The organism is Lacinutrix sp. (assembly GCF_037625555.1).
GTDB lineage: Bacteria > Bacteroidota > Bacteroidia > Flavobacteriales > Flavobacteriaceae > Lacinutrix.
The window spans coordinates 1-15,450 of sequence record NZ_JASJHV010000017.1 but is presented as its reverse complement, the minus strand read 5'-3'; the positions used below and the strand labels follow the sequence as shown (position 1 = coordinate 15,450).

Annotated in this window: 14 protein-coding genes, 1 tRNA gene and 2 pseudogenes; 7 read left to right on the top strand and 10 right to left on the bottom strand. The window is 31.2% G+C overall.

What is annotated here, in order from left to right:
- Positions 1-149: 149 nt before the first annotated feature.
- Genes QNK89_RS01025 through QNK89_RS01005 form a run of 5 tightly spaced genes read right to left on the bottom strand, consistent with a single transcriptional unit; the run spans position 150 to position 3,924 of the window.
- A complete protein-coding gene (locus QNK89_RS01025; RefSeq protein WP_340169121.1) occupies positions 150-1,061 on the bottom strand; it encodes a septum formation inhibitor Maf in 912 nt (303 codons plus the stop codon).
- Between the two features lie 28 nt (positions 1,062-1,089).
- Entirely contained in the window at positions 1,090-1,683 is a 594-nt protein-coding gene (locus QNK89_RS01020; protein ID WP_340169120.1) for a Maf family protein, read from the bottom strand.
- A 2-nt stretch (positions 1,684-1,685) separates the two neighbouring features.
- Positions 1,686-2,594: a geranylgeranylglycerol-phosphate geranylgeranyltransferase gene (locus QNK89_RS01015; RefSeq protein ID WP_340169119.1), complete on the bottom strand. Its 909-nt coding sequence runs from the start codon at positions 2,592-2,594 to the stop codon at positions 1,686-1,688.
- 51 nt (positions 2,595-2,645) lie between these two features.
- Complete coding sequence (locus tag QNK89_RS01010; RefSeq protein WP_340169118.1) at positions 2,646-3,176, bottom strand: HAD-IIIA family hydrolase; 531 nt, start codon at positions 3,174-3,176, stop codon at positions 2,646-2,648.
- Positions 3,163-3,924: a Rossmann-like and DUF2520 domain-containing protein gene (locus tag QNK89_RS01005; protein ID WP_340169117.1), complete on the bottom strand. Its 762-nt coding sequence runs from the start codon at positions 3,922-3,924 to the stop codon at positions 3,163-3,165. The genes QNK89_RS01010 and QNK89_RS01005 overlap by 14 nt, the downstream gene beginning before the upstream one ends.
- A 61-nt stretch (positions 3,925-3,985) precedes the next feature.
- Between QNK89_RS01005 and QNK89_RS01000 the strand changes: the two genes are divergently transcribed.
- The 3 genes and pseudogenes from QNK89_RS01000 to mscL all read left to right on the top strand — a co-directional run bounded on the left by QNK89_RS01000 (position 3,986) and on the right by mscL (position 8,609).
- The gene (locus tag QNK89_RS01000) at positions 3,986-4,396 is read left to right on the top strand and encodes a group III truncated hemoglobin (RefSeq protein ID WP_340169123.1); all 411 of its coding nucleotides are present in this window, start codon (positions 3,986-3,988) and stop codon (positions 4,394-4,396) included.
- An 85-nt stretch (positions 4,397-4,481) separates the two neighbouring features.
- Positions 4,482-7,793, top strand: coding sequence for a cytochrome c biogenesis protein CcsA (gene ccsA / locus QNK89_RS00995; protein ID WP_340169116.1), 3,312 nt, complete (start codon positions 4,482-4,484; stop codon positions 7,791-7,793).
- A 360-nt stretch (positions 7,794-8,153) separates the two neighbouring features.
- Positions 8,154-8,609, top strand: a pseudogene (gene mscL / locus QNK89_RS00990) (large conductance mechanosensitive channel protein MscL).
- A 60-nt stretch (positions 8,610-8,669) separates the two neighbouring features.
- On the opposite strand, the pseudogene QNK89_RS00985 reads toward mscL, so the two are convergent.
- Positions 8,670-9,029: pseudogene (locus QNK89_RS00985) on the bottom strand (hypothetical protein).
- Positions 9,030-9,170: 141 nt separating this feature from the next.
- Here QNK89_RS00985 and QNK89_RS00980 point away from each other — a divergent pair.
- The 4 genes from QNK89_RS00980 to QNK89_RS00965 all read left to right on the top strand — a co-directional run bounded on the left by QNK89_RS00980 (position 9,171) and on the right by QNK89_RS00965 (position 12,116).
- Positions 9,171-10,319, top strand: a complete 1,149-nt coding sequence (locus QNK89_RS00980) for a PLP-dependent aspartate aminotransferase family protein (RefSeq protein WP_340169115.1) — start codon at positions 9,171-9,173, stop codon at positions 10,317-10,319.
- 4 nt (positions 10,320-10,323) lie between these two features.
- Complete coding sequence (gene rlmF / locus QNK89_RS00975) at positions 10,324-11,220, top strand: 23S rRNA (adenine(1618)-N(6))-methyltransferase RlmF (RefSeq protein ID WP_340169114.1); 897 nt, start codon at positions 10,324-10,326, stop codon at positions 11,218-11,220.
- Between the two features lie 7 nt (positions 11,221-11,227).
- Positions 11,228-11,944, top strand: a complete 717-nt coding sequence (gene bshB1, locus QNK89_RS00970; protein ID WP_340169113.1) for a bacillithiol biosynthesis deacetylase BshB1 — start codon at positions 11,228-11,230, stop codon at positions 11,942-11,944.
- Between the two features lie 96 nt (positions 11,945-12,040).
- Positions 12,041-12,116 (top strand) — tRNA-His (locus QNK89_RS00965).
- A gap of 130 nt (positions 12,117-12,246) precedes the next feature.
- On the opposite strand, the gene QNK89_RS00960 is transcribed toward QNK89_RS00965, so the two are convergent.
- From QNK89_RS00960 to QNK89_RS00945, 4 genes are all read right to left on the bottom strand, one after another.
- A complete protein-coding gene (locus QNK89_RS00960) occupies positions 12,247-12,513 on the bottom strand; it encodes an HNH endonuclease (RefSeq protein WP_340169122.1) in 267 nt (88 codons plus the stop codon).
- A 254-nt stretch (positions 12,514-12,767) separates the two neighbouring features.
- Positions 12,768-12,965, bottom strand: a complete 198-nt coding sequence (locus QNK89_RS00955) for a hypothetical protein (RefSeq protein WP_340169112.1) — start codon at positions 12,963-12,965, stop codon at positions 12,768-12,770.
- Positions 12,966-13,134: 169 nt separating this feature from the next.
- Positions 13,135-13,608, bottom strand: coding sequence for a DUF6591 domain-containing protein (locus tag QNK89_RS00950; protein WP_340169111.1), 474 nt, complete (start codon positions 13,606-13,608; stop codon positions 13,135-13,137).
- Between the two features lie 385 nt (positions 13,609-13,993).
- Positions 13,994-15,450: M28 family peptidase (locus QNK89_RS00945; RefSeq protein WP_340169110.1), on the bottom strand; the 1,457-nt coding region annotated here is incomplete at its 5' end.

Sequence of the window (15,450 nt, the reverse complement as noted above, 5' to 3'; positions counted from 1 at the left end):
TTGGTGCTAAGATTACTAGAGTTTCTGGTAATTAATAATATAAATTTGATAGACATAAAAAAAGCTTCAGTGTAAACTGAAGCTTTTTTACTTTAAATAATAGTGTTTTATAATATATACTTCTTTAGTGTTAAAACCCGTATTAAAAGTTATTCCTCCAACAAAAGCGTTTCTCTCAACACTTGATCTTTGTTTTTGTTTTTACTCCAATAAGGCGATTTTATAGTTTTTAATCGTGTTGCTTTCGAGGTGTTTCCTTTAATGCTTTCTTCCCAATTTAATATTTCAAAAGGAAATACTGGATTAAAATTAATAGTAAGTTTACGGTTTAAACTTGGATAGTTAAGTGTGTAGCTTCCTTTGGCTAGTGAAGCAGAAGCTTGGTCAGCTTTTAAAGGAACGTGTTTTAAGTGAATAAACTCTAAAGATGGAATAATACTAATATCTCCAACGGGAAGACTTTTAGGATCGATACGTAATTGTGTCCAGAGTTCATTCTCTAAAATGTTTTTATCTAAAGTAAAATTGCTGTCTGCTTGGTTTTCAAAATAGGAATGAGCGTCTATTTCAAACTGTTTACGGTTATTTAATTGCGTATAAACATGTCCACACCATTCTTGAATAGAGCAACTTACTTTTATTGCATGTCTGTTATTTGCAATAGGATAAAAAGTACTTTGCATAATAGAATAAGGATAAATACCAGTCGTAAAATTTTTAGTTCTATTTAGCTTTAAAACATTAATATTTGGAGGGTTGCTATAATCTGCTTTAACTTGTTTTGTTTCTAAAAAAGGTTCTGTTACATAAATTAAAACAGCAGTGCCATGTCTTGTTTCTCCATAACGTGATTGCTCTAGCTTATAAGATGTAATTTCTGCTTCTCCTGTATACCAATAGGCACTAAAGTCTTTATTAGGCTTAAAAGTTTCGGTTACTGTTGTTGCTTTAGTATCTTTTTTAGTAACTAAAAGTGCGAGGTCTTTAGATTCTTTATTAGTACAAGACAATAGGATTAATAAGGCACTAACAATTAATGGTAATGTGTTTTTTGTTTTCATAACGGTTTTTTTTTATAAAAATACAATACTAATATTCTTCTGTAATAGTATTTAACGTTTCGTATAGAAGGTGTGTTGGTAATCCCATAACATTAAAATAAGAACCTTCTATGTTAGTAACACCAACCTGTCCTATCCATTCTTGTATACCATAAGCTCCAGCTTTATCTAATGGAGAATAGGTGTTAATATAATACCAAAGTTCTTCATCTGTAAAGGCTTTAAAAGTAACTTGTGTTACTGCATTCACTATTTTTTTTAAGGTTTTTGTTCGTATGCAAATAGAGGTAATAACGTCGTGAGTACTGTTGCTTAAAGATTTTAAAATAGAAAAAGCATCAGTATTATCTTTTGGTTTTCCTAATATTAAGTCTTTGTGCCAAACAATGGTATCGCTTGTAACTAAAATATCTTCATCTTTTAATTCCTTAATAAATGGAATAGATTTTAGTTCAGCTAAGTAATCACTAATTTCAGAATGCTTTAATTCTGGAGGATAAACTTCTTCGGTATCTTTTAGTCTTATTTCAAAATCTAAATCTAAATTTCTAAAAAAATCTTGACGTCTAGGAGATCCTGAAGCAAGTATAATATGTCTGTTTTTTAGTTTTTGCTTTAGCATAATTACAAGATGAGTTTGTATAGTAACATAGATAATATTCCAAAAAGCATAACTATTTTAAGCATTAAACTTATGTGTTTAAAATGCATATTATTTTCTGCAGTAAATAGTTTTATAACAACGTATATTAATGGTCCAACAATAGTAATAAGGAAATAAATAATGGCTTCTGTATGCATGTACAAAAATGTAATAACGTAATACAGAATGATAATAATGGTAATTAGTGTTAGTACCATTGTTACTTTGGAAGTGCGTGTTTTACCAAATAGAATAGGTAAAGTTTGCATTCCTGCTTTGTAGTCGCCATCTACATCTTGAATGTCATTTACAATTTCGCGTATAAAATTAATTAAGAAAGCAAATATTGCAAAATCTGTTAGTACTTTTAACATTATAGATTGCACGTTTTTGTTTTCGATAGTCATTATAGGAATAAGCTCGAAAACACCAACAATTAATAAACTACTGGCAACTAATATTGATATTACAATATTACCAAATACAGCTATTTGTTTTAAATAAGAAGCATAGACATAAAGCGCAGCAGCAATAATTACAAAAAGTCCAAAAAATGGTGGTCTTCCAACTTTATGAGACAAATAAAAACCTAAGCACACACCAATAAAAGTAAATAGAATATACAATGTATTGGCAGTATTTTCTTCAATTTTAATGCCTACGATTACTTTTTCTGGTTTATTAATAGCATCGGTTTCTATATCGTAAATATAATTAATAATATAACCACCAACAGCAATACAAAGTGTTGCTAGAATTAATAAAAAAAAATGTAAAGGATTTAATGTTGTTTCGATTGCAAAAGCAGGGAATAAAGCATATTTAATTAAGATTTGCGTAAGCGCAATCATTAATAAATTTTTCCAACGGATGAGGTTTAGTAAATTCAATTCTTATTTTTTAATATTTAAAGACTGTTTGCCAGAAACTGTAAATGCTTATTAAATAGAAGCATCAAAATAGCTATTCCAATCGTTTCTCACTTTTAAAACTTGCTCAATAACATCGCGAACACACCCTTTTCCACCTTTTTTATGCGATATATATAGTGATGCTTGTTTTACTTCTGCAACAGCATCTTGAGGACAAGTAGCTAAACCTACGAGTTCTAACACAGGAATATCTGGAATATCGTCTCCCATATATAACACATTTTTAGAGGTTATATTCTTATCCTTAATATATTTATTATACTGTTCTATTTTATTGTGAGCACCCAAAAACACATCTGCAACGCCCAGATTCTCTAAACGTTTTCTTACACCTTCGTTAGTACCTCCCGAAATAATACAAAGATTATAACCTTTGTTTAGTGCTTGTTTAAGCGCATAACCGTCTTTAACGTTCATTGTTCTTAGCATATCTCCAGACGTTGTTATTGTTAGAGAGCCATTAGTTAAAACACCATCAATATCAAAAATAAAAGTGGTGATGTTTGCTAAATATTCTTTGTAACTTTTATCGTATGCCATGTGTCTTTTTTATAGATTTTGTTAGCAATTCGTAAACGGCTTTATGTTGCTCGCTTTCTAATTGTTTTAAATGTCTTTTTATAGTTTTCTTATCGTTACGTAAAGCAGGACCAGTTTGTGCTAAGTAAGGAGAAAGCGCCTCTATTTTATTAGCAGTTTCTCTTATTAACGGTTTTAAAATATCGAACTCTGCGCCATTTTGTTCTGTAATTTCATGAGCCATTCTATACAATTGATTTGTAAAATTATTGACGAACACAGCAGCCAAATGTAAAGCCTGGCGTTGGTCGCTATTTACCTTATGGCTTTTACAGCCAATAGCTTCGGCAAGCTGTTTTAGAATTGGTAAATCAACCTTTTTTAAGGCTTCAATACAAATAGGAACATCTGTAAAATCGAGATCTGCAGCTTTAGAAAACGTTTGTAAAGGGTAAAAAACACCTCGTTTTTGTTTCATATCTACAGCATACAAACTCGTACTACCAGATGTATGTACAACCAATCTGTCTTTAAAAGGAAGTTGCTTCGATAAATCTTCGATAGCATCATCACTAACGGCAAGAATATAGATATCTGCTTGAGTTAATGACGCTAAATCATCTGTTACTTTAACTTTGTTTTTATACTTATCAATCGTCTTTAAATTACGATTATACCATTGTTTTATTTCAATGTCTTCCGAAGCATAAAACGCTTTAAATAGGTGAGTGGCTACATTTCCTGCGCCTAATAGTACTACTGAAATCATAGTGCTAAAATAAGTAACAGAAACATTATAAAAAAGATGATTACACTATCTTTTGTAAACAATAGAGAAAAAAGATATAAATACACGCGAGGATATTGCTTTGTTGGTAGATTCATTTTATATTAAAATAAGAAAAGATACCACTTTAGGGCCTATTTTTAATGAAGCCATTAAAGATTGGGATAAACACTTAGAGCATCTCACTACGTTTTGGGAGTCTAGCTTGTTTTTTACTCGAAAGTTAACGCATAAATACAAAGGAAATCCTTTAGAAAAGCATGTTAAAGTAGATAAAGATCATAATAACACTATAACAGAACACCATTTTGGTATTTGGTTAAATTATTGGATGCAAACAATAGACAATTTATTTCAAGGAGAAGTAGTAGATAATGCTAAACGTCGCGCTAGAAAAATGGGTTCGTTTATGTATTTAAAAATCTTCGAAGCACGTTCCTCAAATCAAAAATAAATTTAACAGTTTTTCCTTATTTAGCAGCTAAATAAAACAAACAAAAAGAACTATCTTTGCACGAGTTAAATATAGCCTTGTTATGATGCAAAATAAACTCGCAAAAATTCTCTTCTCTACACGTTTAACAGCTGTTTTATTTATTGTTTACGCTGGTGCCATGATTGCTGGTACTTTTATGGATGCTGGACAAGAGACATCTCCAACACCTTATTCTCGTGCTTTAATATACAATGCTTGGTGGTTTGAAGCAATAATGGTAGTTTTTGTTATAAATTTTGTTGGTAACATTTTTAGATTCCAATTGTTCAAAAAGAAAAAGTGGGCAACATTAACACTACATTTAGCATTCATTTTCATATTATTAGGTGCTTTTATTACGCGTTATATTGGATATGAAGGCATGATGCCAATTCAGGAAGGAGAAACAGAGAATACCTTTTTATCTCAAAAAACATATGTTTCTGTAATTGTTAATGGAGATTATAAAATAGATGGTGTTCCACAACAATTAAGAAAAGAAATAGAAGTAGATTTCTCTGAAAGATTAAACAATACATTCTCATATAGCACTACTTACGACAAAACTCCTATTGAATTGTCTATAGAAAAGTTTGTTGCTAATGCAGAAAAAGATATCATTCCAGACGATAAAGGTGAGGCATATTTAAAAATAGTAGAAGCAGGAAATGGTGCACCACACAATCATTTTTTAAAATCTGGTCAAGATCAACTAATTCATAATATTATTTTTACGCTTAATAACCCTAAAAAAGGAGCCATAAATATTGTTGAGACAGATAATGGTTTAACTATCGACTCTCCATTTGAAGGTGAATACTTACAGATGGCAACAATGACAGAAGGTAAGTTGGTTAAAGATAGTATACAACCTTTAAAGTTGCGTTCTAGATATGTTATAGGTAAAATGCAAATGGTGTTTCCAAAACCAGTAGTAAAAGGACATTTTGATATTGTAAAAAAATCTAAATTATTAAAGAGTGATGAGGATGGTTTAGTTTTAAATGTTTCTGCAGGAGAAGAAACAAAACAAGTGCAATTACTAGGTGGAATTGGTACAACAAATAGATGGGAGCCTTTAAAGATTGGAGGTTTAGACTTAGATTTTAGATTTGGTGCTAAACTTTTAGAATTACCATTTAGTATTAAATTAAACGACTTTGTTGCAGAAAAATATCCAGGTACAGAAAATAGCTATTCTGCATTTTCAAGTGCTATTACAGTAAAAGATAAAGAAGAAGGAGACTTTGACTATAAAATTTTCATGAATAATGTTTTAGACCATAGAGGATACCGTTTCTTTCAAGCAGGATTCGATAATAACGAGACATTAACAAAGCTTTCGGTAAATCATGATCGTTGGGGAACTTGGTTTACATATTTTGGATACATGCTACTTTATTTTGGAATGATGGCCATTCTATTTAATAAAAATACTCGTTTTGCAGATTTAAAAAGAGCTTTAGATAAAGTAAAAGATAAAAAATCTAAAATTATTTCTGTGCTTTTAATTTGCTTTACATTAATTGGTTTTGCACAAGAACAGCATTCAGAAAACGATGGTCACGACCACTCTAATGAAGCTGTGCAACAAGAAGCACAACAAGTAGGTGTCGATCATAAAGAATACGAATATTCTTATGATGAGAATAAAGCACAGGTAGATTCTATTTTACGTGCCAATATGGTGCCTAAAAAGGAAGCAGATAAATTTGGACGTATTGTAATACAAGATATAGGTGGACGAATGATGCCTGTAAATACGTATGCATCAGAGTTTTTAAGAAAATTATGCAAAAGTGATACTTACGAAGGATTTACTGCAGACCAAGTGTTTCTTTCTGTTCATGAAAGCCCAGAATTTTGGTATAATGTACCAATCATTTATTTAAAATCTAAAAAAGGAGATTCTATAAGAAAAATTATAGGTGTAGATAAGTCTGTAAAATATGCTAGTTTAGGACATTTTTTAACCAACAAAGGAGAGTATAAATTAGCACCTTATTTAGATGAAGCTTACAAGGCACTAGCACCTAATGCATACCAAAAAGAGTTTAGAGAAACAGATCAAAGAGTAACGTTGCTATATAATACAGTGCGAGGGAATTCTCTTAAAATATTTCCATTACCTGAAGATGAAAATAACAAATGGATTTCTTCAAACGAATTTAGAAATGAAGGTTACAAAGAAGTTATAAAAGACACTATGTATCAAAGCTTTGTAAACCAAAGTTTTAACCTGTATCTATACCGTTTAAATAACGCAAAGCAATCTGGTGATTTTTCTGAAGCAGATAAAATATTAGACGCCTTTAAAAAGAATCAAGTAAAATTAGGTGGAGAAGTGATGCTAAGTGACGAAAAAATTAACACAGAAATTCTATACAATAAATATGATATTTTTAAGAACCTTCATTATGCATACATGTTATTTGGAGGCTTATTATTTGTGTTATTGATAGTTCAAATATTTAAAGAAAAAAGTAAGGCTATTAATACTTTAGTAATGGTGTTTAAAACACTAATATTAGTGTCTTTCTTATTGCATACTATTGGTTTAATTTTACGTTGGTACATCTCAGGTCATGCACCATGGAGTGATGGATACGAATCTATGATCTATGTTGCTTGGGCAACCATGCTTTTTGGATTAATGCTTTCTACCACTTCAAACAAAAGTGTGTTTTCTGTTATTAAAAGTTTAGTAGTTACAGAAAACGCATCGAGTTTAACAACAGCAGCAGGCGCATTTGTAACCTCTATATTGTTAATGGTTGCGCATTTAAGCTGGATGGATCCTGCAATAGCAAACTTACCACCAGTTTTAGATAGTTATTGGTTAATGATACATGTTGCAGTAATTGTAGCAAGTTATGGACCTTTCACGTTATCTATGATTTTGGGTGTAACGGTTTTATTGCTAATGATTTTAACTACTAAAGAAAACAAAGCAAAAATGCTTTTAAATATTAAAGAGCTTACTATTATAAATGAAATGTCTTTAACTGTTGGATTAGTTATGTTAACCATAGGAAACTTTCTAGGAGGTATGTGGGCAAACGAAAGTTGGGGACGTTATTGGGGCTGGGACCCAAAAGAAACTTGGGCTTTAATAAGCATTATGATTTATGCATTTGTAATACACGCAAGACTAGTACCTGGTTTACGTGGCAGATGGACTTTTAATTTAATGTCAATTATTACACTTGGGTTTATAATTTTTACATATTTTGGTGTTAATTTCTATCTATCTGGATTACATTCTTACCAGTCTGGACAAGATTTAAGTTATAAGTACATAGCTGTTGCAGTTGCACTTATTATTATTCTTGCTTTATTCTCATATAGAAAGTATGCTAAACACTATAAAAAGTAAACTGTTTTAAAATATCATAATTAATTATTATCTTTAATTTTTAATTTCAAAACACAAGATGAATTATATAAAAAAAATAGGTGTACACAATATTCTAGTGTTGCTTTTATGTTTAGTTATTATAGTAATTGCCGAATATTTGTTTCTTTCAGGGAATGAACTTCATGGTATATTTTTAGGCCTATGGGCTCCAACTATTCTTGGTATAATGATTTTTTTAAAACTTATAGATAATGGATCCAAATAGTTTTATACAATATTTTTCGATTTTTGTATCGATGTGTGTAGTTGTTTGGGCAATTACCATGATAAGAATCTACAACAAAAGGTTTAAAGAATAAGAGCCTAAATATCACTTAGATGAAATTTTTTAAAGAGTTCAAAGAATTTGCTGTAAAAGGTAATATGATGGATATGGCTATTGGTATTATTATTGGAGCTTCCTTTAATAAAGTAATAGATGTTTTATTAAAAAAAGTATTATTGCCACCACTATCTTTAATGAGCGATGGTATTAATTTACAAAACAGAAAGATGATGCTTCGAGACAGTACTTTATATGCAGAAGGCAAAACTTTAATAGAATAAGTAGCTATAGAATATGGTGCACTAACCGAAGCGTTTCTAGATTTTTTAATTATAGGACTAACAGTGTTTCTAGTAGTTAAAGCCATGAATAAATTAAGAAACAAATCTGAAGAAACAAAAGATAAAACGGTTAAAACACCTAAAGATATAGAGTTACTAGCCAATTTAACTCAATTAATGGAAGAACAGAATAAGCTCTTAAGAGCTTATTCTAAAAACAAAGCATAAAAAAACAGCGAATAATAATTTATTCGCTGTTTCCTTTTTTTGTTGAAACCTATAACTTAATTAGTTTTTATGTAAGTTTAAATCACTTAAAACTTCATTTGTAAATTTATAGTGACCTTTTGTAGTTATTATTCTAAACCTATGGTCATTCATCCTGCTTAATACATCTAAGAAACGCCATTTAGATTTTAATAAACGAGGTTTATCAGTCTTTAAGCCAATTTCAAAATAATATTTTTTTGTTCTTCTAGTAGCCGTAATATCTGGAGTTATTTTAATCTCTCCGTTCTTTTTAATGTAAGACTTTGGTGGCTAATATCCTTCAACGTCAGCTTTTATATTTTCGAAACCTAAGTTCTCTAAATAATTAACCGATTATTTAATAAATGCCGCGTTTTTTGTTTTTTCTGTGTGTATCATAGTGACACTAATATACATATAGATTATTTTATTTGGCGTTAAGACCTTGTTAAACCATTGATTTTTAACAGTTTTTTATAAAAACATAATTGTTTTAAATAAGTATTAAGACTTAAATATTACAATTAGTATCTTTACAGTATGAGTAAAATAAAATTAGGTTTAAATACCATTTGTGCACACGTTGGAGAAATAAAAGATGAGCAATTTAAAGGAGCAGTATCTCCTATATATCTAGCTAGTTCTTATGAGTTTATAGATGTAGATGTTAAACGCTATCCAAGTTACTTTAACACACCAAATCAAGAATATTTAGCTAAAAAAGTTGCAGCTTTAGAGCACAAGGAAACAGCAATGATTTTTGGTTCTGGTATGGCAGCTATTAGCCATATGTTTTTAGCTTTTTTAAAATCTGGAGATCATATTGTGGTTCAAAACACTTTATATGGTGGAACAAGTAATTTTATTCGTGAGGAGTTTCCTAAATTAAAAATTGAATTTACATTTACAAATGGCTATTCTGTTGCAGATTTTGAAGCAGCAATACAACCCAATACTAAATTAATCCATATAGAAACACCTTCTGATCCTTTATTAACTATTACAGATATTAAAGCGATTGCTAATTTGGCTAAAGCAAAAAAAATAGTTACTAGTATAGATAATACATTTGCAAGCCCAATAAACCAAAACCCATCACATTTTGGTATAGATTTAATTATGCACTCTGCTACAAAGTATTTTGGTGGTCATAGCGATATTTGTGCAGGAGCAATTGCAGGTTCTAAAGAACATATGGATAGAATTTGGAATGTCTCTAAAAACCTAGGAGGTAGTTTAATTGATTTTACTGTATGGATGCTAGAGCGTAGCATGAAAACTATGGGTCTTCGTGTTAAAAAGCAAACTAAAAACGCAGGTAAAATGGCAAAATGGTTAGAAAAAAATACTGCTATAAAAAAAGTGTATTATCCAGGTTTAAAAAGCCATCCAGAACACCAATTAGCAAAATCTCAAATGCATGGTTTTGGTGCGATGTTATCTTTTGAATTGAAAAGCGGAAAAGACTCCGAAAAATTTCAAAAAGCCTTGAAGTTAATAAAATCTTCAATGAGTTTGGCTGGTATAGAAAGTACTGTTTTAAGTCCTGCTAAAACCTCACACTCGCTTTTAAGTCAAGAAGATAGAGATGTAATTGGTATAAGTGATGGGTTAATAAGGTTTTCTGTTGGTATAGAATCTATTAAAGATTTAAAAGAAGATATTCAGCAAGCCTTAAATAAATTATAAAAATTTGAACAAAAAAAACAAACATAAAGCGGATTACGATTTTGTTAAACTAATTGAAGTTTATTCAGAATTACAACCTTATGTTTTCGTAAACAAATACGAAAAACAAACTATAGATTTTGCAGATGCCAAAGCGGTTAAAGCTTTAAACACTGCATTATTAAAAACGTATTACAATATAGATTTTTGGCAATTTCCAGACACTAATTTATGTCCTCCTATTCCTGGTCGTGTAGATTATATACATTTAGTTTCAGATCTTTTATCTGCCTCAAAATTAAAAAAGGAAATCTGTGTTTTAGATATTGGTACAGGTGCATCATGTATTTATCCTTTACTTGGTAATGCAGAGTATAATTGGCAGTTTGTAGCAACAGACAGTAATAAAAAATCTATAGCTTACGCCGAAAAAATAATTATAAAGAATAAGCTTAAAAAAGCAATCCAGTTAAAACACCAACCCAATATGGAAAGTGTTTTTAAAGGTGTAATAAGTTTAAAAGATAAATTTTCTGTCTCTATTTGCAATCCACCATTTTTTAAAGATGAATCTGAAGCTTTTGAAGCCACTACAAGAAAGCTTAAAGGCTTAGGAAAGCTAACAGATTTTGTAACTAGAAATTTTGCAGGACAAGCACACGAATTATGTTTTAAAGGTGGAGAGAAAGCATTTTTACATACTTATCTCTACGAAAGTTCATTGTTTAAAACACAATGTTTTTGGTACACGAGTCTAGTATCTAATAAAGACAATATTAAATCTATGAAAAAGTCTTTAGTAAAATTAGGTGCTACAACGACTAAGGTTATAGAAATGAATCAAGGCAATAAAAGGAGTAGAGTATTAGCTTGGACGTTTTTAACAACAAAAGAGCAGCAAGATTGGATTAACAATAAATAAGTATTAAATGAAATTAGATATACTAGCCTTTGGCGCGCATCCAGATGATATAGAATTAGGAGTAGGAGGAACCATTGCAAAAGCCATTGCAGAAGGCAAAAAAGTAGGCGTTATAGATTTAACACAAGGCGAATTAGGTACTAGAGGTACTGCCGAAACAAGAGAAACAGAAGCTAGTAATGCTGCTAAAGTTTTAGGGTTATCTGCAAGAGAGAATCTAGGCTTTGCAGATGGTTTTTTTATAAACAACAAAGCACACCAATTAGAAGTTATTAAAATGCTTAGAAAGTACCAACCAGACATTGTGCTTTGTAATGCAATAGACGATAGGCATATAGACCATGGTAAGGGCAGTAAATTAGTAAGCGATGCTTGTTTTTTAAGCGGTTTAATTAAAATTGAAACAGAATTAGATGGTAATAGCCAAGAAAAATGGAGACCAAAACATGTTTACCATTACATACAATGGAAAAATATTGAACCAGATTTTGTAGTCGATATTTCTAATTTTATAGACATTAAACAAAAAGCAGTAGATGCATACCAAACTCAATTTTTTAATAAAGAGAGTAATGAGCCAGAAACACCAATAACAAGTAAAACCTTTTTAGAGAGTATTAGCTACAGAGCCAGAGATTTAGGTCGTTTAGTTGGTGTAGATTACGCAGAAGGTTTTACAGTAGAGCGCTATATTACTGTAGATAGCTTATTTGATTTAAAATAAAATTTAGCTAAATTTTATTCAAAATTTTAATAAAAGACTTTGTAGTAAAACCAAATTAATATACATTTGCATTCGCGTTGTTAAAACGTGTTAAATGGTGATTGTAGCTCAGTTGGTTAGAGCATCGGTTTGTGGTACCGAGGGTCGCGGGTTCGAATCCCGTCTTTCACCCAAAAGCAAAAAGCTTCTTAGAAATAAGAAGCTTTTTTTGTGGCTTATAATTAGGTATCTAGATTAGAGAACCAATAAAATATTATATTTTATTTTTTAATGCATTTCGTCGATTTCTATTTGTTATATAATCATGGTGGCAGTAGTTTTTTATATACGTTGTTGCTATTAGTACTTATCCGCAATATCTGTTTTAACTCCGATATTTTGTAAGCTGGTCTTTTCCTATGTAGCATAGAATGACAATTCGGACAAACAGGAATTAGGTCAGTTTTTGGATTGATAATATATTCTTTTCTTAAAGTACTAATTTCTCTTAAATGATGAACGTGAATAAATCCACGACCTATTTCTCCAAAATTTTTCTCAAAATCAAATTCGCAAACTTGACAACTCAAACCAAAATGATCAATACATTCCGCTCGTGCTTTTGGATTTCGTTCATAAATATTGACTTGGACAGTTTTAGAATTCCCTTCTGTTAATTCGTTAGTCAATTAAGTTGGATAAAAATCCGTTTCTAAATTTGGACTATTCTTTCCGATGAGCAATTTCTTTATTTCGGTTGCTCTTTTTTTAATGTCAATTCAGTTTGGGATATTCCCAGTTTTCTTTACTTCTAAAATGTGGTTAATTGCCTCTAATTCTCTATTTAAAGCAAAGATTTTAAGTCCTGCGTTAATTTAGTAGTTATTGAACCGTCACTCCAATTTTCAGGATTTTCGCCGAACAATTCACTCAATTTAGTTTTTGTCAAACGTTCTTTATTCAATTCCGAAAATTCTTTGAAGTAATCAATAAATGTGGCAACTCCAACACTATTTATTAATCTATCAATCGGTTTTTCCATTCAGTTCGGTTTTTTTTGTATTAATGGTAACGTTTTGCAACTATCCGAAGGTGGGGTATTCGAAGCACCTCACTTTCAAGTTACCACTCAAGGTTATTAGAAGCTCAAAATTTAAATAACCCACAACCGCCCCACTTGCGGTTAGGTGCGGTTATGGGCTTGTTTTTATTTACATTTCTGCTGCAGCATTTGCAATCTTCATTTGAATTGCACTCAACTTTGCTGCAAATTTTGCATCAGCAGCACAATCAGCAGTTTTATCTGCCCACTCGGTTGCTTCTGTCATCATAGAAGTATAATTCGACAGAACAGACATATCACTTGGGTTGTTTTTCATCTTTTTTAGGATAGCGATGTACTTATCCATAAACTTCTCATAATCTTTTAAAAAATCTTCACACTCATTAGAGGATGAGGATGATTGTGTGTCTTCAATATCGTCATCAGAAACATCCGAAAATTCTGACGAGACATCTTCATTTGACTCATTTTCATCATTAGAATATGAGGTGTCTTCAATATATTCTGATGATTCGTCTCCATCTGACTCATAATCATTATTTTTTTTGTCGTTTCCACCACAACTTGTTAGTATTAAAGAAGCTATCATTATTGCTCCAAAAATCGTCATTACTTTTTTCATTATTTTAAATTTACTTACTCATAAGGCTTTTCAGAGAACGCCCCGTTTTTTAAGTGGGTTCTGGTCTACACTTTTTTTTGTATTTATGTTTTAATTTAAAAATTTCGTTTTTTCAATGGTAGCTGGTCTCCATTTTACTATTTTTTATTTTACTGGAGGTCTATTTCAAGGACCATTGATATTAATATCTATTCGTCTCATATTGCTGTGTCGTTTTTTAAACTTGTCCATATCGTTGATGTATAAGCTTTGTTGCGATTTTTAAGCAATGAAGTCACTAAATAAAGCACGAACGGCAAAATTCCGTTAGCGATAGAGCGGTTTGTTTAAGCTCCTCGCAGAGAGCGAGTAGTGATAGCGGGACCTTTATGGTAACGCCCAAAAACTACTCTGTAGCTTTGTCTACTGTAATTCTAGCATCTCTATTAGCTAATTCCCAAGCGGTATAAAATACTAAGCGTGTACGGTTTTCTAATAAATCGTATTCAATTTTATCTGGTGTATCTCCTGGTTGGTGATAATCGTCGTGCGTTCCATTAAAATAGAAAATTACAGGTACATTGTTTTTTGCAAAGTTGTAATGGTCACTTCTATAATAATAACGGTTAGGATCGTTTTCGTCGTTAAATGTGTAATCTAAGTCAATATTCATGTACTTAGTGTTTACCATTTCTGAAATATTATGTAATTCTGTACTTAATTTATCGCTTCCTATTAGGTAAAGATAATTTCTGTTTTTCTTTTCGCGTTTTGGATCTAAACGCCCTATCATGTCTATGTTTAAGTTTGCTACTGTGTTTGCTAATGGAAAAATAGGATCGTTATCTGTATAATGTCTAGAGCCTAAAAGCCCTTTTTCTTCTCCTGTTACGTTTAAAAATACTATTGAACGTTTTGGACCATGACCATCTTTTTTTGCTTTTGCAAACGCTTCTGCAATTTCTAATACAGCAACGGTTCCAGAGCCATCATCGTCTGCACCATTATAAACTTCACCATCTTTTATACCTTCGTGGTCTAAGTGCGCAGAAAGTACAATGTATTCGTTAGGCTTTTCGCTACCTCTAATAATTGCTGCTACGTTTTCTGAATTTATTTTTTCAGAGTTATTTTTGTAATTAATAGCAACCTCTGTATTTATAGTCATTGCTTTTTCGTTAGTTTCAATATCGCTAACTAGTGCTTTTGCTAAATCTGTATTAATAATCATGTACATCATGTCTTCGCCACCACCAGCTAAATCCATACGACCGCTAGATGTACCAAATCGATTTGCTACCATTGTGTAAACTTCTGGATAGTAAAATAATACTGCTTTTGCACCTTTCTCTTTTGCTATTTCCTGCTTAGATGAAAATTGCTGACGCATGTTAGACCACTTAGAGCCTTCTTCTGTTCCTGAAACTACATACGTGCCATCTGCTTTTTTAGGTTCTCCAGAACGAAAAAGAACAATTTTCCCTTTTACATTTAGACCTTCGTAATTTGAAAAGTTTTCGTCTTCAATACCATGTCCAACATAAACAATATCTTTTGTGTTTATTGAGCCATCTTTTGCAGAGCCTACAGATACAAAATCGTCAATGTTTGCAAAAGATTTACCGTTAACAGATAATTCTACATCTGGAACTGCCATAATTTGTAATGGTACATCTTGAAAATAGTTTCCATCGCTTTTTGCTGCAGGAACGCCATCTTCTATGTAATGGTTTTTAATAAATTCTACTGCCATTTTTTGGCCTTCTTTACCAGTCTCACGACCTTCGAATGCGTCTCCAGCATATACGTAAAGTGCAGTTTTTAAATCTTCGGTAGTAATGGTTTCTGCGTATTTAGTTGGGT